Consider the following 26,075-nt stretch of genomic DNA (forward strand, 5'->3'; position numbering starts at 1 on the left):
TCTCCACGATTATTCGCAGGTAAGCAGAACCAGTACACATCCCTTTTCTGACGTTAAATCCAGCGTCTTTTGCAGAATGCGGCTCTCACCGCTGAACAGATCCCGATAGCGCTTCCCGGCCAGTTCGTCGGGTATCGCCACCGTGGTATTGACCCACAGCTGATGATTATCCGTGACGCCAAAAATCAGACGCGGCACGGCGACAATCAGCGCCTCCTCGTCCTTAACGCGCGCATAAACAATCAGGTTCTCTTCCCGCTCGCCGGTGACCTTAAGCGGCAGCCAGTCGCCGTAGCGGAAAAGCGCGTCGTAGTGCGGTCGAAGCCGCAGCAGCGTGGCGGTAACAAACTGTTTGACCCGCCCGTCCCGCCAGCAGGCCGGGTTGTCAAACACCCTGGCATCCGCCGCGCTGAGGCTCTGCACCAGGGCCGGAAAGTCCGGCTCGCGTCGGTTATCCGGGTCGACCAGGCTGAAGTTAAGCGCCTCGCTGCCCTGATAGATATCCGGCACGCCGGGCGCCGTCAGCTTGATCGCCGTCTGGCTGAGGCTGTTCATCAGCCCGGCGCGAATAAAGGGCTGCATCGCCTCGCTGAAATCGTGCAGGAACAGGGTGTTGTCCGGCGAAAGCAGGTGCCGCGCGTAGCTCAACACCACGCTCTCATAGCTCTCGTTGCTGTCAATCCAGTCGGTGCGCTGTTTCGCCTCGCGCAGCGCTTTTTCGAGGAAGCCGAGGAACCGCGTTTCGAGTGCTTTAAGCCCTTCAGCGTCGTCCGGTGACAGCGTGGCGGGCCAGACGCCCGCCAGCGCCTGGTAGATCATCCACGTATCGGCGGCGTTCGGCGCGGTACCGTCATTGAGAAAACGCACCTGGGTCTGGTTCATCTGCCGCCAGCGGGCCAGATTTTCCCCCCAGCGTTCCGGGGCTTCCGTCAGGGTGTAAAGGCGCGCCCGGGCATCTTCCCCGCGCTTGGTATCGTGCGTGGAGGTACCCAGCAGCGCGTCGGGCTGACGGGCCAGACGAATGCGCATCTCCTGGTGGAAGCGGGATAAGGAAAACGCGCGCGGCGTCGGGTCGGCGCCCACTTCATTGAGCGCAAGCTCAAGGTTGTGGCGAAAGAACAGCGTGTCTTCAACGGACTTCGCCATCAGCGGCCCGGTGAGCTGCTGGAAGCGGGTCCTGAACAGCGCGGCGCTCTCGCGGCAATCTTCCGGCAGGTCGCCGGTAAGAATGCGCACGATCAGGCTGAGCGCGGCTTCAGACGTCTCCACGCTGGCAACTACGCGGTTGAGCAGCGCCACGTCCGGCGGGGTTAACCCCTCGCGAGTGCCGTAGGTGCGGTACACCGGAAACGCAATAAGCAGCTCGCGCAGCGCGTGGCGGATATCCTCGCGCGGCAGCGCAACCTCATTGCGGCGGGCCAGATCCTCAGCAAGGTTTAGCAGCGTGGTGAATTCACCCTCAAAATTGCGATCGTTCATCAGGCCTTTGGCATCGCGCAGCTCCGCGTGGCGATCGACCGTCACGCCGAGCGTTTCGTCGTGGATTGTCTCCAGGCGCGAGAGGCTATCATCATCGACCAGCACCTCCGCCAGCGAGGCGATAAACTCGTAGCCGGTGGTGCCGGATACCGGCCAGTCAGCGGGGAGCTGTTCCCCTTTGGCGAGAATCTTTTCGACCGTGATGTAGCAGTCGGGCCCGACGGCCTGCCGCAGCTTCTGCAAATAACCCAGCGGATCCGCCAGGCCGTCGACATGGTCAATGCGCAGACCATCCACCACGCCCGCGTGGACCAGCTCAAGGATCAGCCGGTGCGTATCGTCGAAGACCGCATCATCTTCAACCCGGACGCCGACCAGCCCGGTGATCTCAAAGAAGCGCCGCCATGAGAGCTGCTTCGGCGCCTCCCGCCAGGACATCAGCCGCCAGCTTTGCGCCTCGTGCAGCTCGGCAATGCTCTTCTCCTCGCTGTACGTGCCCGGGTTAAGCGGATACTCGGCGTCGTAGTAAACCAGCGCGGCCTTTTCCGTGACAGGGTCACGTTTTAGCGTAATGGCTCCCTTCTCCAGCTCCGCCTCAAAGGTATCGCCAAGAAACGGCAGCGTCAGCGGCCTCGACCCGTCGATATCAAAATAGCGGAAGTAGCGGCTCTGCTGGCCGTATTCAATCACGTCCCGCCACCAGAGGTTTTCCAGCGAGGTGGACATATGGTTAGGGACGATATCCAGAATCAGCCCCATACCGGCCTGCTTAAGCGCCGCGGCCATGCGGTCAAAGCCTTCTCGTCCGCCAATCGCGGGGTCGATTTCATTCGGGTTGGTCACGTCATAGCCGTGGGTAGACCCCGTCGTGGCAGTGAACACGGGCGACGCGTAAAGGTGGCTGATGCCGAGGTCCTTCATATACGGCACCAGCGCCACAACGCGGTCGAAGGTCATGCCGTTACGGAACTGAATACGGTACGTGGCGGAAGGGATCATAACGATGCTTCTCCATCAGCAAAGCGAACGACAATACCGTTCGGGGGTAAAACGTCGTTGACCTCCGGCCAGGCGAAGCGCGTCTCCCCCGCGAGCGCGGGCAGGTCGACGGGCTTCGTTCCAATATTCAGCGCCAGAGAAAGCGTGCCTGACGGGAAGCGCCAGCTCACCGCCACCATGCCGGGCGCGGTCTTGAGCACATGGCCCTCAACGGCACCGCCCGGATGCAGAAGCGGAACGATATAGCGATGGCGCAGCGTCAACAGATGGCGCGTATAGCGCAGCCATGTTTTGCCCTCGTCGGTGGCGATTTTGTTCCAGTCGAGCTTTGAGCGGATAAACGTGTTCACGTCGTTCGGGTCCGGGACGGTTTCATCGTGCCCGGCATGGCCGGTAAACTCTTTCGCGCGCCCTTCCCGCACCGCCTTTGCCAGTTCGCCGTGAAAATCGGTGAAGAACAGGAACGGATGCGTTTCACCAAACTCCTCGCCCATAAACAGCAGCGGGATATGGGGGGAAAGCAGCAGCGCGGCAAGCAGCACCCGCGTCTTGTCGGCACCCGCCAGGGAGATAAGCCGTTCGCCCTGGGCGCGATTGCCGGTCTGATCGTGGTTTTGGATGAAATCGACGAAGAACTGCGGCGGCTGCGTGCGGCACTCCACGCCGCGGGATTCGCCGGTTTGCAGCGAAATCTCGCCCTGGTAGACAAAGCCTTCCGCCAGCGCCCGGGCGAACTTTTTCTCCGGCTCAAAGGCAAAGTCCTGGTAGTAGGCGTGCGTCTCACCGGTGGCAAACACGTGGGCAGCGTTGTGAAAATCATCGTTCCACTCGCCGGTAAACAGCGGCGTGTGGCCCTGTTCATCGCGCGGATGCAGAAAAATCACGTTGCGGCTGTCTTCCGTGGTCAGGTGAACGTGCCGGTGCGGGATCGCCTCGCGGATCTTCGCGGCAATCTCCTCCAGAATGTGCGTCCCGGAGCTGTCTTTAATCTGGTCGATGGCATCAAAGCGCAGGCCGTCCAGACGGTACTCCGTCAGCCAGTAGAGCGGTGCGTCGGTGATGTACTGCCTCACCGGCTCGTGCTCGTAGGCGATGCCGTTGCCCCACGGCGTCATCCGCTGCGCATCAAAAAACGCGGGCGACAGCAGAGGCAGATAGTTCCCCTCCGGGCCGAAGTGGTTGAGCACGATATCCAGCACCACGGAAAGCCCCAGCCCGTGCGCGGCGTCGATAAACGCGTGGAAATCCTCCGGCGTGCCGTACGCAGAGTGCGGGGCATACAGCAGCACCCCGTCGTACCCCCAGCCGCGGGAACCGCCAAACTGGGAGACGGGCATGACTTCAAGCTGGGTAATCCCCAGCTCCGCCAGATACGGCAGCTTGTCGATCGCCGCCCGGAAGGTGCCCTCCGGGGTAAACGTGCCGATGTGCAGTTCGTAAATGATCGTCTCTTCCCACGGCCGCCCTGCCCAGTCGCGGTTGACCGGCTGGTAACGTCGGGGATCGATCACGACTGAGGGGCCATTAACGTCGCCCTTTTGCGCCCGCGAGGCGGGATCGGGCACCGCCGTGCCGTCCTGAAGAACAAACTGATATTCTGCACCGTGCCTGACGCCGGGGACGTCCGCCTGAAACCAGCCGCCGCCGGTTGCCGTCATCGGCACGTCGGTGGCGGCAAGACGTAGCGTAAGTTCTTTCTGTCCTTCTGCCCAGACGCGAAAACGTACAACGTCATCGGAAATAAACTCAGCACCCCACTGCTTTTGAAATGTCCTGAATTCCATTCATTGTCCTCGAATGACCCACATTTTACGCGGAACGAAGTACAAGCTTAGTTCAGGATTAAAAGTGCGTGAGCTCAGCGGATTTAACCGCTTCGTCTATTCTTTATGAAATAACTCACTAACGGGAATACTATGCAGATTCGAAAAGGACTCAATACCGACTTCGCACGCCTTGAATGCTGTGACTTTTCTTTCACCATTAGCCACATTGCCCGGGAGCCGTTTATCCACTGTGATTTGCATATTGAAGCCGTGGCAGAGCCGTGGATAAAAACCTACGAACTCGACATTCAAACGCTTGAAAATCACTGCGTTAATCCGGACGCCATATTTCTTGTCGCGGAAACGGACGACGGTGAAATAGCCGGATTTATTACCGCGTCAGTCGGCTGGAATAAATTTATTTCAGTGGATTATATTGCCGTTGAGCGCTCCAAACGCAGAACCGGCGCTGCGCAAAAATTAATGGCCGCCGCGCACGTGTGGGCCCGCAGCGTAAACGCGCCGGGATTACGGCTTGAAACACAAAATGTGAACGTCTCTGCCTGCCTGTTTTACCGTCACTATGGATTTACCCTGGGCGGATACGATCGTTATCTCTACAACGCCCTACCGGAAAAAGACGAGGTCGCTCTGTTCTGGTATTACATGCTGGTCTAGCGGAAACACATTGCCACATCACGGTCATATTTCTGTCACTGAATTTCATTACGCTTTCGGGATTTTAACCACGGTGTTGAGGAAAGAAGTGTGAATTCAATGGCTAAGGCATTACTGCTGGCATTACCGGTTTTGAGTGCAACGGCAGCGGCGACGGCTGCCGGGCGCGACCTGTGTGAACCGAAAGCGTACGAAATGGCGCTGCGCTATCAGCAGAAATCGGCAGAGATTATGGCCCTTCAGCTGCAAACCTATCGGTTTGCCACCGAGCGTTTCAACGAAAAGTTAAAGGATCTGAAAACGCCCGAAAATTACGCCGTGGTAATGGACCTGGATGAAACGGTACTGGATAACACCCCACTGCTGGTGCGCGACATGGAGCAGTGTCACGACTATACGAAATGGGACACCTGGAGCGACTGGGAGAAACAGGGAAAACCCGGCTTAATTCCGGGGGCGAAAGCGTTTCTTGACCACGTGAATCAAAGCAAGGTCCGCATCTACTATGTCTCGGATCGTATGCAGGAAAACAAAGCCGACACGCTGAAGACGTTAAACGCTCTCGGCCTGCCGCAGGTATCTGACGAAAGCGTGCTGCTGGATACGGTCAGCAAGGAAGAGCGCCGTCAGAGCATCCTCAAAAAGCAGCAGATCGTGATGCTGTTCGGCGACAGCCTGCCGGATTTCGCCGTGCAGTTTAAAAACAAAAAGCCGAGCGAGCAGCAGCGTGAACTGGTTGAGGCCAGCGCGGAACACTTCGGCAACGACTGGATTGTGCTGCCTAATGCCGCTTATGGCTCATGGTCCAAAGCCACCCCGGACAGCTGGAACACACCGCTGAAAAAATAATGTCTTACGGGCCGGGAAAGCTATCGCGCGCCTTCCCGGCCCTTCGGTTTCCTATCCATCCCGTTTATAGGTCCTATCATTTCTGGGCAGGTTCTTATAATTTTACGGAGCAGTAAGATGAGCACTTTCAAAGGAGACTCGTATGCTTACCGTGAAAAAACTTGCTCTTTCCACGCTGATTTCCAGTTCACTGCTTTTCTACCCTGCGCTCTAGGCCTCTGCTGAAACGCCGCAGCACGTCGTTAAACAACCGGCGGGCGGTTACAGCGTGCAGGTCGGCGACGTGCTTGTCACCTCGTTTACCGACGGGACCGTCGCGCAGGATCTGCACAAGCTGCTGCGCCGGACAACGCCGCAAAACATTGATGCGCTGCTCGCAAAAAATTTCCAGACCAACCCGGCTGAGGTCTCCATCAACGCGTTTCTGATTGCGATACCCGGACATAAAATCCTGGTGGATACCGGCTCGGGCCAGCTCTTTGGTCCTGATACCGGCGGACGTCTGGTTGAGAGCCTCTCCACGCAGGGAATAAAACCCGAGGACATCACTGAAGTCCTGCTGACCCACGCCCACTCCGATCATGCGGGCGGCCTGGTGAAAGACGGCAAGGTGGTGTTCAGCAACGCGCGCGTTTTCGTTGGCAAACCGGACATCGACTTTTTCTTTAACGACGACAATCAGAAGAAAACCGGCTACGGCAAGAACTACTTCGACGTCGCGCAGAAGACCTTAAAACCCTACCTTGACGCGGGGAAAGTGGTGCCGTTTAGCGGCACATCGGAGATTCTTCCGGGGCTTACCGGCACGGTTCATCCCGGACACACGCCGGGTTCAGCCTTCTACACCCTGACAAGCAAAGGCGAGAAGATCACCTTTGTCGGCGACATCATTCACGCCGCGGCGGTCCAGTTCCCGCAGCCTGCGGTGACCATCACCTACGATGAAGATGAGAACAAAGCGGCAAGCGTACGCGAGCATGCGTTCGCTGACTTTGTGAAAAACAAGGACCTCATTGCCGCGCCCCATCTGCCTTTCCCGGGCATCGGCTATGTGACGAAAGGCGAGAAAGGCGGCTATGCCTGGGTCCCTGTGACCTATACCAACCGGGACGCCAGCAGCGCGAAATAAGATGACGCGGATATCTGACATGGACATAGACCTGCTCCTGACGCTGGATGCCCTGCTTCAGGACAGGAACATCACCCATGCGGCCGCGCGGCTGGGCATCAGCCAGCCCGCGCTGTCTGCCCGTCTCGCGCGTCTGCGCACGCTGTTTGGCGAACCGCTGTTCATTCCCTCCCCGCATGGACGCGGGGTGTTACCCACGCCGCGCGCGGAAGCGCTCAGGCCGCAGGTGACAGGCGTGCTGCGCGGCATCAGCGCGATGTTTGCGCCCACCGCGTTTGACGCGCAAACCAGCAGCCGGACATTTGTCATCGCGCTGCATGAAAACCCGGCGCTGATGCTCGGCACCGCGCTGCTTAACCAGGTGGGTACCGATGCTCCCGGTATTCGCCTGCGCTTCGCCCTGCCCGAGATGGCCGAACTGCCGCAGCAGCTGGAGAACGGCGATGTGGATCTCTACATCGGCGTGAGCGCGGGCGCCCATGACGGGTGGGTAAGGCGCAAACTCCTCGACGACGCGTTTGCCACCGCCCAGCGAAAAGGCCATCCGCGCGGAACGGGTGCGTTAGATCTGGAGATCTACTGCGCGCTTTCCCATCTGGTGGTGTCGTCGGCGGGCGATCCGTTTACTGGATTTGTCGACCAAACCCTCGCCGGGCTGGGCTATCAACGACACGTTGCCATGTCCACCCAGAGCTACGCTATGGCGCCTGCGCTGGTTGCCGGTACCGACCTGGTGTGCACCCTGCCGGAACGGATGCTGAAGCAGTTTGCCAGCACGCTGGATCTCTTTGCACCACCGCTGCCGCTCCAGCCCATTACCATCAACATGTACTGGCACCCGAAAAACAGCCAGGATCCGGCGAACGCCTGGCTGCGCGAGCAGCTCCTGCGGGCAGCAGGACGTCAGGTGTGATCGAGCGTAACCAGAAACTTTTTTAGCACTTCTGAACGAATAATCCGGTGGCAAACCAGGGTGAGTTCGCTCTCCCGCAGCCGGTCAAGGATGTCCACGTAGACGACGTTCTCAACGCTCACCGCCTTTGCCGACGCAGGCAGCAGCGCCAGACCAAACCCTGCCGAAACCAGGCTGATGACCGTGGGCACGTCGGTCGCGTTTTGCACCACGTCCGGCTGAAAGCCCGCCCCGCTGCAGGCGTCATAGAAGTACTGCTCCAGCCCCATTCCCTCCGGGTCGCGCAGGGAGATCCATTTTTCGTCTTTCACCGACGAAAGCGTCAACGCGGCGGACTCGGCCAGCGGATGCTGACGATACAGCGCCAGCACCGTTTTCTCTGAGGCGAACGGGCGGCTTTGCAGATCGTCCGGCAGCGACGGCAGCGGCGCGCGGATGATGGCCACATCCAGCTGGTTGCTCTGCACGGCGGCGTAGAGCGTCTGCACGTTTCCCGTCATCAGCGACATGGTAATGGCGGGCCAGCGGCTGTGCATCTGGCGCAGCGCGGCGGGCAGCCTGCCGTCAAACATCGCGCTCGACACGCACCCGAGGTTTAACACACCCTGCTCGCCCCGTGCCGTTTGTCTGGCGTCCAGCACCGCCTGTTCGGTCAGCGAGATGGCAAGCCGGGCTTTCACGAGAAATGCTTCGCCCGCGGGCGTCAGGGTCAAGCGGCGGTTCGCCCGGCTGAAAAGCGTGACGCCTAAACGTTCTTCCAGGGCCTTTATCTGCTGGCTCAGCGCCGGCTGCGCCATGTTCAGACGCTCGGCGGCCCGGTGCATATGGAGCTCTTCGGCCACGACGATGAAGTGGCGCATCTGGCGAAACTGCACGAGACGACCTCCCGAATTGATATCAATTTACTTATCAATTTAACAGTAATGATGCAATTGATGCTATTGGTCATTGCCATAAAAATGGAGGTATTCAACCGAGGGAGGAAAATATGGAAAACCAGATTAACGATCTCCGCAGCGCCATCGCCTTACTGCAGCGCCACGAAGGGCAGTACATTGAAACCGATCGTCCGGTCGACCCCAACGCGGAACTGGCGGGCGTCTACCGCCATATTGGCGCAGGCGGCACGGTCAAACGTCCGACCCGCACGGGCCCGGCGATGATGTTCAACAGCGTGAAGGGCTATCCGCACTCCCGCATCCTGGTGGGCATGCACGCCAGCCGCGAGCGCGCGGCGCTGCTGTTGGGCTGTGAGCCTTCGGAACTGGCAAAGCACGTCGGCCAGGCAGTCAAAAAGCCGGTTGCGCCGATTGTCGTCCCGGCCTCGCAGGCCCCCTGTCAGGAGCAGGTCTTCTACGCTGACGATCCTGACTTCGACCTTCGCAAGCTGCTGCCGGCCCCAACCAACACGCCGATTGATGCGGGTCCGTTCTTCTGTCTGGGGCTGGTGCTGGCAAGCGATCCGGAAGACAGCTCGCTGACGGATGTCACCATCCACCGCCTCTGCGTTCAGGAGCGCGACGAGCTTTCCATGTTCCTTGCCGCCGGGCGCCATATCGAAGTCTTCCGCAAAAAGGCGGAGGATGCCGGAAAACCGCTGCCGGTGACGATCAACATGGGTCTCGACCCCGCCATCTACATCGGCGCGTGCTTTGAGGCCCCTACCACGCCGTTTGGCTACAACGAGCTGGGCGTCGCCGGGGCGCTGCGCCAGCAGCCGGTTGAGCTGGTACAGGGCGTAGCGGTCAAAGAGAAAGCCATCGCGCGGGCGGAGATCATCATCGAAGGTGAACTGCTGCCGGGCGTGCGCGTGAGAGAGGATCAGCATACCAATACCGGCCACGCGATGCCGGAGTTCCCGGGCTACTGCGGCGAGGCGAATCCCTCCCTGCCGGTGATCAAAGTGAAAGCCGTGACCATGCGAAACCACGCGATCCTGCAAACGCTGGTGGGACCGGGGGAAGAACATACCACGCTGGCCGGACTGCCGACCGAGGCCAGCATCCGCAATGCCGTAGAGGAGGCTATTCCGGGCTTCCTGCAAAACGTCTATGCCCATACCGCGGGCGGCGGCAAGTTCCTCGGGATATTGCAGGTGAAAAAACGCCAGCCGTCAGACGAAGGACGTCAGGGCCAGGCGGCACTCATCGCCTTAGCCACCTATTCGGAGCTGAAGAACATTATTCTGGTCGACGAAGACGTGGATATCTTCGACAGCGACGACATCCTGTGGGCGATGACCACCCGCATGCAGGGCGATGTGAGCATCACAAATATTCCTGGGATCCGCGGCCACCAGTTGGATCCGTCCCAGTCGCCGGATTACAGCACCTCGATTCGCGGCAACGGCATTTCCTGCAAGACGATCTTCGACTGCACGGTGCCGTGGGCGCTGAAGGACCGCTTCGAACGGGCGCCGTTTATGGAGGTTGACCCACGCCCGTGGGCGCCGGAGCTGTTTGCTGACAACACGAAATAGAAACAGCACGCGTATGGCCCGCAGGTCATACGCTGATTTTCTTTTCAAGCTTGGCAATATTTTCACCCGCCGCTCGCTCCACCGAGAAACGATCGACGCTCAGCAAAATGAGCATCAGCCCCCTGCCGCTCTCCAGCAGCGGCGAGATTTCACAAAAACGGTCTCGCCTGGCGGCCTCAAGCCGCGCCAGCGGGAACGCGTCGCCCGCGTCGGTAAAAACAATGCAGACGTCGCTGTCGCGGATATCGAAGCGTACGCTGAATATGCGCGAGGCATCCTCATGCAGCGCGTGCCGGATGATATTCGTCGCCACCTCACAGACGGCGAGATCGAGCGCGAAACGCCACTCATCATCTACGGGAAGCGCGCTCAGCCGCGCTTCCAGCCAGCCGGCCAGCGGCGTCAGGGAACCGAGCACCGCCGGAAATTCTGCCTGCACCGGCGTCTGCATCTACAGCCCCAGCTGCGCAAGCGCGCTGCTTTTGTCCGGATAGATGCGGAATATGCGGTCCATGCGGGTCAGGGTGAACATGTTCATGATCCCGGGGTTCAGAGAGCACAGCGCCATGTCGCCTTTCCCGTTCATCAGCTTAAACAACGACACCAGCATTCCCAGCCCGCTGCTGTCGATAAAATCCACTTTGCTGAAGTCGACAATCAAAGCCTTGCGATCGTCGCCAATTTCTTCCGTCACGGACGCTTTAAACGTCGCGGCAACGGAGGCATCCAGCCGCCGGACTGCGGGCGTGAGGATGTTGGCATGCGGTAGTCGTTCAGTGTTAATAATCATTCTGTTCTCCCTGACGCTCGATCACGAGCAGTGAAACGTCATCGGTTAAGGCGGTCGGTTCATCACGATTTGCGTTGCGCCAGCCGGTCAGGTGGTCACCGAACCGCGCCAGGAGCTGGTCAACCGGAAGTCGCGCATGGTCATGAAGCCAGCGTTCGAGACGCTGCGGGCCAAACTGCTCGCCGCTGACGTTCTCACACTCCGTAATACCGTCACTGAATAAGCATAAGCGATCCCCCGGATTGAGGGTAAACGCGACGTCCTCCCAGTTGAGGTCAGGCATCAGCCCGACCGGCGGGCCGCCGTTGCCCACGGACGTGACGGCGCTGTCTGCGTTCACAATGACGGGAGTTGGATGCCCGGCCTGACACAACACCCCTCGTCCGCTCTCGGGGTCGATCACCCCGTAGATAATGGTGAAATAGCTGGTAATGTCGCTCTCTTCACTGCAAAAGCGGCTGTTCAGGATTCCAATCACCTCGGCAGGCGACTGAATGCCGCCCTGATCGGTAAACAAAAAACGGTCTACCACCCGGCCATGTAAGAACTGACGCGCCACCGCGAGGGACATCATCGCGGCCCCCACGCCGTGACCGGACACATCCACGCAATAGAACCCAATGTGAGAATCGAGTGGAAAAATATTGAACACATCGCCTGAGACCCACGCAGACGGCATGAAAAGCCAGTCGGAAAAGTAGTTCCCAAAGCGTAAGCGGTGCGAAGGCAGCACGGAGTGCTGAACGCGCGCCGCGAGTTCAAGATCCTGTTCAATCTGGTGCAACGCTTCACTCAGGCGCTTGTTGTGCGCCGCGAGGGTCGCTTCCAGCGTTAAAATACGGCCCCCGGCGTGCAGACGCGCCCGCAGTTCATCCTGTTCGACCGGCTTGCTTAAAAAATCATCGGCTCCGGCATCAAAGCCCTGCGTTAAATCCCCGGCATTTTCGCGTGCCGTGAGCAGAATGACATAGACGTAGTGGCCAAACTGACGGTTGCGGATGGTCTGACAGAGCGTGAGTCCGTCCATTTCCGGCATGTCCCAGTCGCTTATCACCATGCTGATCGGCTGGCTGGACAGTATTTCCAGCGCGGCGACGCCATTTTCCGCCTCGCTCACGATATACCCCCACTGGGTGAGCATTCGGGAGAGTAACCGACGATAAATCAGCGAATCTTCAACGATTAACACGTGCAGCGCCGACATACATCCCTCCTAAAGCGGTAAGAACCAGATGAGGCTCACGGTCCCTTCCCTGAATTTTGCATTCCCGTTGCCGTGCCCCGGATAGCGCGTTCCCGCATAGTTCGCGTACTGGATGGAGAACGAACCCGGCGTATAGCCGGCATAACCGAAGCTGTAGCTGTAATCGCCGTTCCAGGGCTGCTGCTGGCTGCTGTCCGGGAACCAGAATGCCGTCGCGCGAACGAAGAAATGTTGTTTGAAGGTGTAGCCGCAGCCGCCGAGCATGACGTTTTTATTTTTGCGGATGTCATCGCTGCTGAGGTCGTAGTAGCGCGGCACCCAGCTGTACCCGACCTGGCAAATGATGGAATCCCCTTTATTAATCAGGAGCGTGTTTTCGACCGGTTTCGGTAGCGAAAACTTGTAGGCCAGCGTGAAGGCGCCCTGTTCGAAATAGGTGTGTCGTCGGCTGCCCGATGTCCAGAAATGGTTATCGCCGTAGTTGCTGTAAACCAGGCTGACGGTGTTGGCGTGCCAGTCATCGTAGCCGAAGCTGTAGCGAAAATCGGCGGTGTAGCGGCTGGTGTCTCTGACCGGCAGTCGGGACGTAATGTTGGCAAACCAGAAGCTGTAGGGGGAATACTGAAGGCTGAGATTCAGCGTCTGGTTAATCTTTTTCTTTTCCGTGGCGGTGTCTGAACTGTTAGGAATGCTCATCCACTGCTCTTTCAGTCCCGAGCTAAAGCTCAGCGCACCTGAGAATTTCTTGTCGTTACCCGAGAACAGGCGCCCCCAGCGGCTGGTAAAGACGCCAGCCTGAACAGGTTCACCGTTCTTATCGCGCAGGGATTCATTTTCACTGCTTTTCGCCGCCTCTGCGGCGGGGATCGCGGCGAGCAGCACGCCCGCCAGAAGCCATTTTTCGCGCATAACCGCCATCCTTAGTTAGGTATCCAGCGTGCGCCGACGTCGTATTTTGCCATCAGCCACAAAATACCCAGTGCCGCCGCATGCACTAACGTGTTCTCTATCCAGGCATGTCGCCATAAGTCGAAGGTGATGAACTGGCTCACCAGCAGCACCACGTACACATGCAAAATAAAGGTATAAAGCGAGTGCTGGCCGAGCGGGATCAGGAACCATCCCAGCAGGCGATTGAGCGGCGTCCAGCAATACGTCAGCACCAGGTAGACGGTGACCATCAGGGCGATATCGTTTAGCACCCTCACCGGGCCCAGCCCGTTCTTCGCCGCCCAGGTGTGATAAAACGAATTGAAGCTGTCAGGCGGGATGACGTGCATCAGCAGCGCGGGCGGCATAAACGGGTTGGTATGGTTCTGAGCGACAAATCCCAGCACCAGCGACACCATGACCAGCGCCACTACCACCCCTTTCCCCGGAGGCGTCCGGGCGAAAGAGAGCAGTTCGGCTTTATACCAGCCGCTGGCCATCCCCAGCACAAAGATGAACTGCCAGGCGAGCAGTGGGAAGGCAAATTCGAACTCCGACGGCGTCAGCCGAAGCGGCCACCGCTGCCACAGGCTGTACACCAGCAGCGACAGCCCCAGCAGCCACCAGACTTTCCCTTTCTGCAACATCCCTAAAAAAAGGGGGCTAAAGAGCAGCAAAAAGATATACAGCCCCAGAATCTGCGTCTGATGGGGGCCGATCTGCAAATAGAGAATAATGTTGAACCAGGTCTCTTTAATTTGCGGCGTAACCGGATAAAGCGACCAGCTTTCACCCGAAAAACGGTCGGTAAAATGGGCGACCTCGAAAACATTAATATGTGGGATATAGGCCAGAAGAATAAACGACACTATGATAATGATATTTACACGATATATTTTCCATGCCCTGAGATAAAGCCCCCAGGAAACCGTGAGCAAAACCACTTTTTGCAGACGCGCGCGGTTCAGCATGCCAAGCATAAACCCCGAGAGAATAACAAAACCTTCTGCGCCGGTTGTTAACCCAAAACGCTCCCAGGAGAATATATTAAATACCGACATCACCTCCGTATGCGCCACGACCATCATGACGAGGGCAATGCCGCGCATAAAGTCGATTCTCAGGTCCCGGGCACCTGCAACGGCATACCGCCATGCTGTTGATTTAGCGTCATCTTCTTGCGCTACCGACGGCGCAACATGGCTCATAGGGTGTCCTTTGCCTGAAAACGAAAATTAAGGTCTAAATAAAGTAGATAGCCTAAAGGAATAGTAACCGCAATTTATCGACGACCGATGAAACATCATTAAGCAGAATTTAAGCTGAATTAACCACCGCTAAATATTAATAAAAACGTGGCTGGACACTTTTATTCGGCGTTCTACACTTATCTTAAATCTTGTTTAATCGCTATTTTCTTTCGCTTTTGGGCAACTGTCTGCGCAGCAGAATGGGTCTGCATTTTCACGGAATCAGGAACGCCGGAACTATGGATTTTTATTTTTCCCGTTTTGAACATCGTCGTCCTCCGGAACCGTTAACAACACCGCGCTGGGTCATGTTCACCTGGCAGGTGTTAGCGGTCGCGGCGCTTATTCTGGGTGCCAATTATATTTACTGGCGCTGGACCGCCTCCCTGAATACTGACGCATTATGGTATGCCATTCCGCTGGTCCTTGCCGAAACCCTGGCGTGGATTGGCACCGTGCTGTTTACCATCAATTTATGGAAAGAACAGGATCCTCCTCAGAGTCCGCCGCCCGGCGAAATTAACGAATGCCTGTCGCCTGAGGAGGCCGTAGAGCCCCGTCCCGTCAAGGTGGATCTGTTCATTGCCACCTACTCCGAAGACACCGAGCTGGTCAGGCTGTCCATTCGCGACGCCCTGAAGATGGCGTACCCGTTCCCGATTGACTACCGCATCCACGTGCTTGATGATGGCCGCCGCCCGGAGATGAAAGCCGTTTGCGAAGAAGAAGGCGTTAACTATATCACTCGCCAGACCAACATCGGCTTTAAGGCCGGCAACCTGCGCAACGGCCTTGAGCAAACCGACGGCGATTTTATTGTTATCTGCGACGCCGACACCCGGGTATTTCCCACCCTGCTCAGCCATACGCTGGGCTATTTTCGCGATCCGGACGTGGCCTGGGTACAGACGCCGCAGTGGTTCTTCGATCTTCCGGAAGGAGAAAACCTGTCGCGCTGGGGCCAGCGAAAAGCCGGAAAAGTGGGCTACGGTCTGGGCTGGCTGATTCAAAAGTGTGTTGGCCCGATCACGATTGGCCGCGACCCGTTTTTTAACGATCCGCGCATGTTCTATGACGTGATCCTGCGGCGGCGCAACTGGGCGAACGCGGCTTTCTGCTGCGGCGCAGCGTCCATTCACCGTCGCGAGGCGGTCATGCAGGCCGCGCTAAGAAGCTATGTCTGGTCCGTCGAAGAGGAGATCCATCGTCATACGCGCGACATTCGCGATGAGGAGACCCGGGACGCGCTGCAGAATGCAATGCGTCCGCACGTGGCGTTTGACACCGAGCTTACCCCCTACAAATTCCACGTCTCGGAAGATATTTACACCTCGGTGCTGCTGCACGGTGACGCCGCACGGCGCTGGCGCTCGGTTATGCATCCGCGGGTTGAGTCGAAAATGCTCTCTCCGCAGGATATGCTCACCTGGATGATCCAGCGCTTTAAGTACGCCGCCGGTTCGCTGGATATTTTGTTTCATGACAACATCTTCAGCCGTCGCCGCTTCAGGCTTTCACTCCCCCAGACGCTGATGTATGCCACCACCTTCTGGTCTTACATGGCCTGCGTGTGGAACACGGTGTTTTTGATTTCGCCCATTATCTATCTGTTTACCGGCATTCCGCCGGTGTCCGCCTGGTCGACGCCGTTCTATCTCCACTTTCTCCCCTTTTTTATCTTCTCTGAACTGGCGTTTATGTTCGGCACCTGGGGGATCTCGGCCTGGGACGGCAGGGCCTCTTACCTCTCCTTCTTTTCCATGAACCTGCGCGCGCTCAATACGGTGCTGCGGGGCGAACAGATCAAATTTCACGTCACGCCAAAAGAGCGGCAGACGGGCCGTTTTCTCTACCTGGTGAAGCCGCAGATTGCCATCGTGGTGCTGACCCTCGCGGGGCTTATCTGGGGCGGTATCCAGGTGGCGCGTGGACAGGTGGACGACCCCTCCGGCTACGTCATCAATATTTTCTGGGGAGGGGTGAACATCGCCGCCATGCTGCCGCTGATTTTCGCGGCCATGTGGACGCCCGCTGAAGAGGACGAGGTCACTCAATGAGGATACGTGATGCCCTGCTGCCCGCGCGCAGCTACCTCACCATTTTGCTCGGCTTCCTGATCGGCTTTGCCATTGTGGTCTGGGTGGAGAAACAGATGCCTACGCGCGTGGAAAGCAGCGGCGGCATCGCGCTCAGTAAAGACTTCCCGCCGCTGCCCACAACACGGGCGCTGACCTATGACGAAGCCATCTGGGCGCGGGTCGCCTGGCAATACTACGTGAATAATACCCAGCCAAACGGGCTGGCGAACGCCAGCGACGGTGAACCCTGGCTGAGCCTCTGGAGCGTGGGAAGCTACCTCTTGGCGACCGCTGCCGCAGAGCAGCTCAATATTATTTCCGCCGATGAATTCGACGAGAGGGTCGGCACGGCCCTGTTCACGCTGGGGCAGTTACCGCTCAACAAGCAAGGCCTCCCTGCCTCGTATTACCATGCGGACACCCTGAAGATCCTCGGCAAACCCGACGCCTCGGCAATTGGGCTGAGCCGCCTGCTGACGGCGCTTCAGACCCTCCTGTGGCGCTATCCTCAGCACGCGGCGGCTATCCACGATCTGTTTAGCCTCTGGAACACCGGCGCACTGATTAAAAATAACGTTCAAAGTCAGGCGGCCGTTCCGCTCCATCACTGGACGCTGACCGATGACGAACAGCGGGACAGCTTTGGCTACCGTCTCTATGCCAGCCATACGCTGCGCCTGATTGACAGCGCGGCAGGACTCGCGGTGACCAACCCGCCTGAAGGGCAAAAGATGATCGATCTGGATGGCGTAATGGTGCCCGATGAAGGGCTACGCACGCCATGGGGCAAGCAAACCTCCCTGATCAGTCTCCCCTATCTGTTAACCGGTCTTGAGCTGGGCTTTGATGCGCAGAGCGCTGAAATCGCGTGGCGGATTATGCAGATCCAGCAGCGGCGCCACGGCCTGCGCGCGCCAAAACCCCCCGTCAGCACGGATTATGCCGAACCCGCGCCGGATTACGTTAACGATCTGCCGGACAGGCAGCCGGTACAGGCGCGCAACCTGCGCGACGAGGTGCCGGAGAAAGTGGCGATGACCTCCACCCGCACCGCGTTTGCCTGGTATGCCCTGTTCCGCAACAGCTGGAGCGAAGCGCTGCGCCAGCAGGTTCTGCCGCTTCAGGTGCCGGGTAAAGGCTGGCAGCGCGGGTTAAATCTCAACAACAGCGTCAATGCCGTCGTGGACGCCGATACCAATGCCATTGTGCTGGAAAGTCTGTCTTACATCGCGCATGGCCAGATGCTCTGTCTGGCCTGCCTCTACACTTCCCCCTCAGCAGGAGCAACGCCATGAAGCCACGATCCCCGATCCTTTTACACCTGCTCACGGGAATAACGATCTGCTGGCTGGCGCTATCGACCGTGCGTGCGGACACCGAGCTTCCTGCATCAGGTTACTCCCCGCGCAGCGGCGAGCTGACGGCCCGAGAGATGACCATCGCCAAAAACGCCTGGCAGTATTTCGTCACCAACTATCAGCCCACGACGGGCCTGGTGAATGCGGTCAACAAATATCCCTCCACCACCATGTGGGACAGCGCCTCCTATCTGGCCGCCCTGACGGCGGCGCGTGAGCTGGGGATCATTGATAAAGCGGAATTTGACCGCCGGATGCTGAAGTTTCTCGCCACGTTAAACACCCTGGTACTGTTCCGCAACGAGCTGCCCAACAAGGCCTATAACACCATCAGCGGCCAGAAGGTGGACTACACCAACAAGCCCGGCGAAATTGGCTTCTCGGCGCTGGATATCGGGCGAATGCTGGTCTGGCTGAAAATCATCAAGGAGCGTTACCCGGAATACGGCAACAGTATTGATAACGTGGTGCTCGGCTGGGATTTCAGCCACGCGATCGACCCCTGCGGCACGCTGTACGGAGCCTATCTGGAGAACGGCCAGCCAAAGTACGTTCAGGAAGGTCGACTGGGCTATGAAGAGTACGGCGCGGCCGGTTTCCAGCTGTGGGGGTTCAATACCTGCAAAGCCAGCCGTCCGCAGCCTTACGAGCTGGCCGAGATCTACTGCGTGCTGGTCCCGTACGATACGCGCGACCCGCGCAACACGTCGCAGCATAACTACGTGGTGACGGAATCCTACCTGCTCTACGGGCTGGAGTTCGGCTTTGATAAACCGACCGACCGGGATAACGCCCCGCGCGACTACTCCCTGACGTGGATGAAAAACTTTGCCGACCGCGTTTATCAGGCTCAGGAGAACCGCTATACCATTACCGGCGTCCTGACCGCGCGCTCCGAGCACCAGCTCGATAAGGCCCCTTACTTCGTCTATGACACCGTCTTCAGCGACGGGTACAACTGGAACACCATTACCGATAAAGGCCAGTTCGTCCCTAACGCTGCCGCGATTTCGCTGAAGGCGGCGCTGGGCATGTGGGTGCTGTGGAACTCCCCCTATACCGACCGCCTGCTGAACACCATTGAGAATGCCAACGAAGAGGGAAAAGGCTACTACGAAGGGCTGTATGAAAACGGCGACGGGCCGATTAAAGAGTTCACCGCGAACAATAACGGCATCATGCTGGAGGCCCTGTTGTTCAAAAAAGAGGGGAAACTGCTGGCCTTCAACACCGACAACCCGAAGAGCAAAGATTTTGCCCCGTCTCTGTGGGATCGAAAGCTGCTCGATCAGTTTGAAGAGAACAACGCGCTGCGCAGCCGCCCGTTCCTTGCCAGCACCCCAGCCGTAAAAAGCTGGTGCGACCGGACCGGCGTCACGCAGCGCACCAAACCCGCCTGCCAGGCCTGTCAGTGCGCGTCATGCAGCGTGGACGAGCCCGTTAAACTGCCTCCGGTGACTGCGCAATGCTTAAAACCATAGCCAGAGGGCTTGCGGGATTACTCCTTGCAGGCGCGATCGTCTTTGCGCTGTTTGCCCATCAGGGCGCAGGCTGGCGCTGGCTCATCAGTGGCGGCTGGCACTCCAGCGCGCGCATTGCCGCCCTGACGCCGGAAGAGCAGACGTGGGCGGCGATCGCCTGGCGCTATTTCGTCAATAATACCCAGCCGCAAACCGGGCTGGTCAACGGCAGCGACAAACAGCCCCGCGTCACGCTCTGGCAAATGGGCGATACGCTTATCGCCCTGCTGGCGGCCAAAGAGCTGGGGCTGATTGAGGAGGCCGAGTATGACGCTCGCCTGACGCGGCTGATGGGCACCCTCAACCGCCTGATGCTGACCGAGGCCCGGACGCCGGGCCGACTCTATTCCAGCCAGACGGCGACGCCGATCGACTTTAGCGGCAAGCCCGTTAAAAATGGCTGGTCCGCGCGCGATATGGCGCGTCTGATGCTCGCCCTGCGCCTCACCGCAGAGCGGGAACCGCAGTACAGCGAATACCTCGATAAAATCATCCTGCGCTGGAATTTCTGTCCGGTCATCGACGGCGAAGGCGAACTGTGGTCATCTTCCCTGCAAAACGGCCAGCCGGTGGTACGCGAGGAGCTGCGCCTGGGCGAGAGCGAATATGCCGCAACGGCGTTTCAGCTGTGGGGATTTTCCCCGGAGAAAGCGTTTACCCCCCCGGCGCACCACGTCATCATCGCCCAGCGGCGTCTGGCCGTCGATGCCCGGGATCCGCGCACCACGTGGCAGCCCTCTCTGATTACCACCCTTCCCTATATGCTGCCGGGCCTGGAGTTTGGCTGGGAGCCCGAAGGCGTTGCGGCCGATCGGCAAAAGCACCTGCGCAAGCAGGCCGAAAACGTCTGGCTGAGCCAGAAGAGCCGCTGGGAGACCGATAAGATCCTGACGGCCAGGGCAGATTTCTCGCTCCCGCAGGCGCCCTGGCATATCCAGGATACGGTCTGGGGAAATGGCTATGCCTGGAACTCTGTCGGCGACGATGGCCGGGACTACACCCGTTTCGCGCAGGTATCGACCAAAGCGGTCTTTGCCCTGTGGGCCCTGTGGGACACCCCGTACACCGACGTGCTGATGGCGGTGACAAAGCATCTTAACGATCCGCAAAAAGGCTGGTACGAAGGCCGCCAAGAAGCCACGGGCGATACTAACGCTGCGCTCACCCTTTCCACCAATGCCACGGTGCTGGAAGCCCTGTTCTTCAAACACAACGCGGGCCCCCTGTTTGACGCCCGCCGGGCTAAAAAAGAGAGCTACTTTACGCGCCGTGTGGCAGATGACTATACGCCCGTCGGGCACTGTCTACCGGGCGAAAACGCAGTAAGGAGGACGCCGTGAAATTTTACCGCGATCTGTTTGAATCCAGTCTGAACCGCGTCTTTCCGGATAATGATAAAACGGCGTTTTTTCAGACGTTCTATGACGCCTTCGTCCATATGTCACCCGAGACGGAGCAGCATTTTTCTCGCCTGCCGGATAGCGAGGGTCAGCAGACTCTGTTTAAGAGTTTCTTCGCCATGCTTGCGGTAGACGGCGCGTTAATCGTGCCTGATTTTCTCGAGCGCCTGGCGCGGGAGCAAAGTGACGACGGTCTCCACCTGCCCCCGCGTTTTTTCGCCCTGTGGCGCGAAGCGATGTTGAACACCGTGAGCCTGCGCGATCCGCAGTGCGACGATGAGATCCTGACGGCCTGGGCCATGGCGATCGCGCCCGGGCTGGAATACCTGCGCCGACAGGCAGAACTGCACTACCGCGCGTAGGAGGATCACGATGAGCGCATTCACGTACGATCTTAACGCGCTGCCGGCCGCCGTCATGATTTATGACGCCGAGGAACGCCTGCAGGCCTGGAATCACAACGTGGCCCTTTTTTATCCGGTCATCACCCCGTGGCTGAAGGTGGGCACAACGCTGGAGTCGCTGGCGGAACGCTTTATCGACGCCGTTTACAACGTCGACCCTGGCCTGCGCCAGACGCTGCGCGAGTCGATCGTGCGCAACTGTCGGCAGGATAAACACTGCGAAGTGCGGCAGGCAGGCCAGCGGCGGATCTTCGTCCAGCACCAGCGCCTTGCGGACGGCGGCATTGTCAGCCTGCACAGCGATGTTACGGAGCTGGATGAAGCACAGCGGGCGCGTCATCAGCTGCATGACGATTTTCTGCTGACGGCGGAATCCATCCATATCGGGATCTGGGACTGGCAGGTGTCTGGCGACACGCTCCAGGTCAACGATACCCTGCTGGCCATGCTGGGCCAGTCGCGCACCCAGTGGCGATATCCGGTGCGTTTTCTGCTCAATCAGGTCCACGAGAACGATCGCGCTGCGCTGCGCAAGGCGCTGCACGCGTCGAAGCAGGATCATCGTCCGGTCTTTGAATGTGAAATTCGCGTGCATCACCCTACCGAAGGTCTGCGCTGGATGCTGCTCTCCGGCCAGGTGGTCACGCTCTCCATTGAGGGAAACGCCGAGCGCGTGATTGGCACGCTGCAGGATATTACGCGCCGCAAGGAGGCTGAAATTCAGGCGTTCGCCTCGGCCATTGAGGCACAAAAAGCCAATGAAGCAAAAAGCGCGTTCCTGGCGAATATGAGCCATGAAATTCGCACCCCCATGAACGGCATTATTGGCATGACCCAGCTGTGCCTCGATACCTCTCTCAGTGCCGATCAGCGCGATTACCTGACGCTGGTGATGAGTTCTGCCCAGTCTTTGCTGCATATCATCAACGACATTCTCGACTTTTCCCGGATTGAAGCCGGCAAAGTGGAGCTGGAGGCGGAGCCCGTCCCGGTCCGCCCCTTCATTCAGTCGCTTATTCGCCCCCACATGCCGGGGGCGAGCGAAAAAGGCATTGAGCTGCTGGTCGATATTGCGCCCGACGTTCCCGACGTGCTGCTGGTCGACGGCGCGCGGCTGCGTCAGATCCTGACCAATCTGCTGGGTAACGCGCTGAAATTTACCCATCAGGGGGAAGTTATCCTGATTGTTGAGCCCGACGATAGCGCGGATCGATGGCGTTTCCGGGTGTGCGACAGCGGCATTGGCATACCGGCAGATAAGCAGAAAGCCATTTTTGAAGCCTTCAGCCAGGCGGATAACTCAACCACCCGACGCTATGGCGGTACGGGGCTCGGGCTAACCATCTCAGCGCGACTGGTCGCGGCGATGGGCGGCGAATTAACGGTCTCCAGCGAGCCGGGGAAAGGCAGCGAATTTTCCTTCGTACTACCGCTTGCGGCCCAGGCGCCTGGCCCGGAGGAACGCCGGCATAGCCATCGCTTTAACGGGGAACCCGTGCTGGTGGTTGATGATAACGCGACCAACCTGCGGCTATTGGCCGCCATGCTTAGCCAGATGGGGTTGAAATCCACCTGCGTTAATAACGCCAGCGAGGCCATCAACCGGGTTAAAACCGGAACGGCATGGCCCCTGATCCTGCTGGACGCGCAGATGCCGGATATGGACGGCGTGTCGCTGGCTCTCGAACTTTCGGTGCTGCCGCAGGTTGCTGAAAGCCACATCATCATGCTGAGCTCCATGAGCCGACATTTTGATATCAATATGCTGAAGCGGATCGGTATCCAGAACTACCTGCATAAACCTATCGCCCAGAATGAATTGCATCAGGCGATTGCCGCGGCGTTTGAACGTGCACCAAAGACGGTGAGTGAAAGCGCGCCCGCGCCCACCGTCGCGCCGGACACAGCCGGGCTCAGGGTCCTGCTTGCGGAAGATAATCTGGTCAACCAGAAGGTCGCCGCGCGCCTGCTTGAGCGGCTCGGGCACACCTGTCAGATCGTCGATAATGGCGTCGCACTGCTGGAACGCTGGCGCGCGGGCGTGTGGGACGTTTTGCTGATCGATCTTCAGATGCCAGAGATGGACGGTGAAACCGCCATTCGCCTGCTGCGTGAAGAAGAACGCGCCCGGCCCGGACCGGCGCAGCCCACCGTCGCCATGACGGCACACGCCATGCAGGGGGATAAAGAGCGCTGTCTTCAGATGGGTTTCGACGGCTACATTGCCAAACCCATCAGCCAGGAGCGTCTCGCTGAGGAGATTGCTCGCGTGCTCCCGCGCCACGATGACCCTTCCGCCTTCCCGGATGAAGCACGTCTGCTGAAGCAGTGTGCTGACGACCCTGCTCTGGTTCAGGAGCTGTTGGCCCTGTTTGGCGAAGGGCTGGAGGAGGCCATGAAGGCCATCACCCTGGCTATCGACAGCGACGATCGTGAAGCGCTGCGCCGCGCGGCCCACAAGCTGCGAGGAGAAGCCGTCACGCTGGATTTCGGGCGACTCGCCCGTCAGCTGCAGGCGCTGGAGAGCGAGGCGCACACGCTGGAAGGGCAACAGCTTGCGGCGCTAAACCAGCAGCTTCAAAAGGAATCGCTGCGCCTGATGGCGTGGCTCAACGCGCGCGGGGTAAACGCATGATGACTCGCAACTGCGCGCTGCTCGTTGCCCTGTTGACCACCCATACGGTGGCGAACGCTGCGCCGGTCAGCTGGTCTCTGGCCGGAGAATGGCAGGTTCAGGACGCCAATGATAGCGCGCGTCCTGCCGCATCAGGCTGGCGCCCGCTTCAGGTCCCCGCCAACTGGTACAGCGCCGGGTACGATCACCAGGGCGCGCTGTGGTACAAGCACGCGTTTTCCCTGCCCGTGCAGCCGCCCGACGTAATGAGCACCCTGGTGTTTGACGGCGTCGACTACCTGGCCGAGGTCACCCTGAACGGCCAGCCGCTGGGCCAGCATAAGGGCTATTTTCAGCGCTTTTCGCTGGATGCCAGTCAAGCGTTACAACGTCACAACCGACTGGTGGTCAGGGTGGACAGCCCTTACGAAGATCCCACTAAGGTCTGGCCGCTGCATAAAACGGTCATGAAGGGGATCCTTAACCAGCATGACACGCGTCCCGGCGGGGCCTGGTCGCCGCAAGGACAGGACGCCAACTCGGGCGGCATCTGGGCGACGGTGAGGCTGCATCTTAGCCGGGGCGCTACCCTTGATGAGACCATTCTGCGGCCAGACTGGTCACAGGGGCTGACGCACCCCGCGCTGAAAGCAGATATTCGCTATCGCGCGCTCGGTCAGGGCACGGCGACCGTGCGGCTCACCGCCACGCCCGCCAACTTCAGCGGCAGGCCCTATCAGGCTGACTTTCCGGTTACCCTCGAAAGCGGCGCCCATTCCGTGCAGCTGACGCTGCCCATGCCGAAGGCAAAACTGTGGTGGCCCGTCGGCACGGGGAAACCGCACCTGTATACCATTCGCGTGGCATTGCGGGATGAAAACGGCCTGATGGATACGGCGGTCACCCGAACAGGGCTGCGCAAGATCGTCGAGCAGCCCGATAATAAGGGCTGGCTCATTAACGACAAACGCCTTTTCATTAAGGGCAGTAATTACATCGGATCCCCCTGGCTCAGCACCATGACGCGAGAAAAATACCGTCGCGATCTTCGTCTGGTGGAAGCCATGAACGCCAACGCCATACGCGTGCACGGACACGTTGCCGGACGTGCGTTGTATGACGTGGCCGATGAGATGGGCATGATGATCTGGCAGGATGTTCCGCTGCAGTGGGGCTACAACAACAGTGCGGCTTTCACGGAAAATGCGGTTCGACAGACGCGGGAGATGATCGAACAGTTTGGCAATTCCCCCGCCATCATCGTCTGGGGCGGGCATAACGAACCGCCGTGGAACTCGCCGTGGATGGAAAAACGCTTCCCGGACTGGAATAAAGATCTGAATCGCGAGCTCACGCAAAAGGTGGCGGATACGCTTGCCGAAGATACCTCACGCATCGTGCACCGCTTCTCCGCCGTTGAGGAGCATTACTGGGCGGGCTGGTACTTTGGTACCGTACGCGACCTGCTTGCTCCGGCCAAAACGGGGATCATCACCGAGTTCGGCGCGCAGGCGCTTCCCCGCTTATCGACGCTAAAAACCATCATCCCGGCGGCGTCGCTCTGGCCCAAAACGACCGCCGCTGACGATCCCGGCTGGACCGTCTGGAAATACCATAATTTTCAGCCTTTCCAGACCTTTAAGTTTGCCGGTATTTCGCGTGGGGACAACATTCAGGCGATGATCCGCAATACTCAGGCGTACCAGTCGCAGCTGGTGGCCACGGCGGCAGAGAGCTACCGTCGACAGCGCTACCAGCCGGTGACGGCCCTGTTCCACTTCATGTTTGTAGAAACCTGGCCCTCCATCAACTGGGGCGTGGTGGACTACCTGCGTAAGCCTAAAGCCGGGTTTTACGCCTTAAAACGCGCCTACCAGCCTGTTTTGCCGTCCATTGAACCCGTCACGGCGCAGTGGCAATCCGGGGCGGCGGCGACCGTGCGTCTGTGGGCCATCAACGACACCTGGAAACCGTGCCGCGAATGCCGTCTGAGCTGGCGCATCACCCAGCGCGACAAGCTGCTGGCAAAAGGCACGACGACGATAACGATCGCAGCAGACTCGGGAACGATGGTAAAAGCGGTCACGGCCACGCCCGTGGGCCAGGACGACGTGTCGATTCGGTTTACGATTGAAAACAGCGCGGGAAAAATTGTCGGCGAAAATCAGCGCACGGAGTCCGTCATAAAGTAAGCGAGGGGAAAAGGAAAATTGCCGCTTCCCCTGCTTTCTTGTA

At 59.0% G+C, this 26,075-nt stretch carries 19 protein-coding genes and 1 pseudogene; 12 read left to right on the plus strand and 8 right to left on the minus strand.

What is annotated here, in order from left to right; translation table 11 throughout:
* Positions 1-9: 9 nt before the first annotated feature.
* Positions 10-2,478, minus strand: coding sequence for a malto-oligosyltrehalose synthase (treY, locus tag PI91_RS14085; RefSeq protein ID WP_039266418.1), 2,469 nt, complete (start codon positions 2,476-2,478; stop codon positions 10-12).
* On the minus strand, positions 2,475-4,262 hold the full coding sequence (gene treZ / locus PI91_RS14090; RefSeq protein ID WP_039266419.1) for a malto-oligosyltrehalose trehalohydrolase: 1,788 nt from the start codon (positions 4,260-4,262) through the stop codon (positions 2,475-2,477). Before treZ ends, treY begins: the two co-directional genes overlap by 4 nt.
* A 132-nt stretch (positions 4,263-4,394) precedes the next feature.
* Between treZ and PI91_RS14095 the strand changes: the two genes are divergently transcribed.
* From PI91_RS14095 to PI91_RS14110, 4 genes and pseudogenes are all read left to right on the plus strand, one after another.
* Complete coding sequence (locus tag PI91_RS14095) at positions 4,395-4,922, plus strand: GNAT family N-acetyltransferase (RefSeq protein WP_039266420.1); 528 nt, start codon at positions 4,395-4,397, stop codon at positions 4,920-4,922.
* 99 nt (positions 4,923-5,021) lie between these two features.
* On the plus strand, positions 5,022-5,771 hold the full coding sequence (locus tag PI91_RS14100; RefSeq protein WP_369804007.1) for a 5'-nucleotidase, lipoprotein e(P4) family: 750 nt from the start codon (positions 5,022-5,024) through the stop codon (positions 5,769-5,771).
* 142 nt (positions 5,772-5,913) lie between these two features.
* Positions 5,914-6,900 (plus strand): annotated as a pseudogene (locus tag PI91_RS14105) (MBL fold metallo-hydrolase).
* A gap of 1 nt (position 6,901) precedes the next feature.
* Complete coding sequence (locus tag PI91_RS14110) at positions 6,902-7,813, plus strand: LysR family transcriptional regulator (protein WP_031274893.1); 912 nt, start codon at positions 6,902-6,904, stop codon at positions 7,811-7,813.
* Here PI91_RS14110 and PI91_RS14115 read toward each other — a convergent pair.
* Positions 7,804-8,688: a LysR substrate-binding domain-containing protein gene (locus PI91_RS14115; RefSeq protein ID WP_039266422.1), complete on the minus strand. Its 885-nt coding sequence runs from the start codon at positions 8,686-8,688 to the stop codon at positions 7,804-7,806. The genes PI91_RS14110 and PI91_RS14115 overlap by 10 nt on opposite strands.
* A 113-nt stretch (positions 8,689-8,801) precedes the next feature.
* Between PI91_RS14115 and PI91_RS14120 the strand changes: the two genes are divergently transcribed.
* On the plus strand, positions 8,802-10,292 hold the full coding sequence (locus PI91_RS14120) for a UbiD family decarboxylase (protein WP_039266423.1): 1,491 nt from the start codon (positions 8,802-8,804) through the stop codon (positions 10,290-10,292).
* 25 nt (positions 10,293-10,317) lie between these two features.
* Here PI91_RS14120 and PI91_RS14125 read toward each other — a convergent pair whose 3' ends face one another.
* From PI91_RS14125 to opgC, 5 genes are read right to left on the minus strand one after another with little or no spacing between them, the layout of a single operon-like run.
* On the minus strand, positions 10,318-10,743 hold the full coding sequence (locus tag PI91_RS14125; RefSeq protein ID WP_039266424.1) for an ATP-binding protein: 426 nt from the start codon (positions 10,741-10,743) through the stop codon (positions 10,318-10,320).
* Positions 10,744-11,082 carry an STAS domain-containing protein gene (locus PI91_RS14130; RefSeq protein ID WP_021240155.1) on the minus strand — a complete coding sequence of 113 codons (339 nt, stop codon included), beginning with the start codon at positions 11,080-11,082 and terminating at the stop codon, positions 10,744-10,746. It lies immediately after the preceding gene.
* On the minus strand, positions 11,072-12,286 hold the full coding sequence (locus PI91_RS14135) for a PP2C family protein-serine/threonine phosphatase (RefSeq protein WP_039266425.1): 1,215 nt from the start codon (positions 12,284-12,286) through the stop codon (positions 11,072-11,074). The genes PI91_RS14130 and PI91_RS14135 overlap by 11 nt, the downstream gene beginning before the upstream one ends.
* Positions 12,287-12,295: 9 nt before the next feature.
* Positions 12,296-13,195 carry a hypothetical protein gene (locus PI91_RS14140; RefSeq protein ID WP_008501670.1) on the minus strand — a complete coding sequence of 300 codons (900 nt, stop codon included), beginning with the start codon at positions 13,193-13,195 and terminating at the stop codon, positions 12,296-12,298.
* An 11-nt stretch (positions 13,196-13,206) separates the two neighbouring features.
* Positions 13,207-14,424 (minus strand): OpgC domain-containing protein, encoded by a 1,218-nt coding sequence (gene opgC / locus PI91_RS14145; protein ID WP_039266426.1) that lies wholly within the window; start codon positions 14,422-14,424, stop codon positions 13,207-13,209.
* 281 nt (positions 14,425-14,705) lie between these two features.
* Here opgC and PI91_RS14150 point away from each other — a divergent pair, with 281 nt between their 5' ends.
* From PI91_RS14150 to PI91_RS14180, 7 genes are read left to right on the plus strand one after another with little or no spacing between them, the layout of a single operon-like run.
* Positions 14,706-16,523 (plus strand): glycosyltransferase, encoded by a 1,818-nt coding sequence (locus PI91_RS14150; protein ID WP_021240158.1) that lies wholly within the window; start codon positions 14,706-14,708, stop codon positions 16,521-16,523.
* Positions 16,520-17,839: a DUF3131 domain-containing protein gene (locus PI91_RS14155; protein WP_039266427.1), complete on the plus strand. Its 1,320-nt coding sequence runs from the start codon at positions 16,520-16,522 to the stop codon at positions 17,837-17,839. Before PI91_RS14150 ends, PI91_RS14155 begins: the two co-directional genes overlap by 4 nt.
* Positions 17,836-19,383 carry a DUF3131 domain-containing protein gene (locus PI91_RS14160; RefSeq protein WP_039266428.1) on the plus strand — a complete coding sequence of 516 codons (1,548 nt, stop codon included), beginning with the start codon at positions 17,836-17,838 and terminating at the stop codon, positions 19,381-19,383. The genes PI91_RS14155 and PI91_RS14160 overlap by 4 nt, the downstream gene beginning before the upstream one ends.
* The gene (locus PI91_RS14165) at positions 19,368-20,762 is read left to right on the plus strand and encodes a DUF3131 domain-containing protein (RefSeq protein WP_025911057.1); all 1,395 of its coding nucleotides are present in this window, start codon (positions 19,368-19,370) and stop codon (positions 20,760-20,762) included. The genes PI91_RS14160 and PI91_RS14165 overlap by 16 nt, the downstream gene beginning before the upstream one ends.
* Positions 20,759-21,184: a globin gene (locus PI91_RS14170; RefSeq protein ID WP_008501676.1), complete on the plus strand. Its 426-nt coding sequence runs from the start codon at positions 20,759-20,761 to the stop codon at positions 21,182-21,184. The genes PI91_RS14165 and PI91_RS14170 overlap by 4 nt, the downstream gene beginning before the upstream one ends.
* Positions 21,185-21,194: 10 nt before the next feature.
* Positions 21,195-23,861, plus strand: a complete 2,667-nt coding sequence (locus tag PI91_RS14175; RefSeq protein ID WP_039266429.1) for a response regulator — start codon at positions 21,195-21,197, stop codon at positions 23,859-23,861.
* Entirely contained in the window at positions 23,858-26,032 is a 2,175-nt protein-coding gene (locus PI91_RS14180; protein ID WP_039266430.1) for a glycoside hydrolase family 2, read from the plus strand. Before PI91_RS14175 ends, PI91_RS14180 begins: the two co-directional genes overlap by 4 nt.
* Positions 26,033-26,075 lie beyond the last annotated feature (43 nt).

It is taken from the genome of Enterobacter sp. FB (assembly GCF_000805795.1).
Lineage (GTDB): Bacteria > Pseudomonadota > Gammaproteobacteria > Enterobacterales > Enterobacteriaceae > Enterobacter > Enterobacter roggenkampii.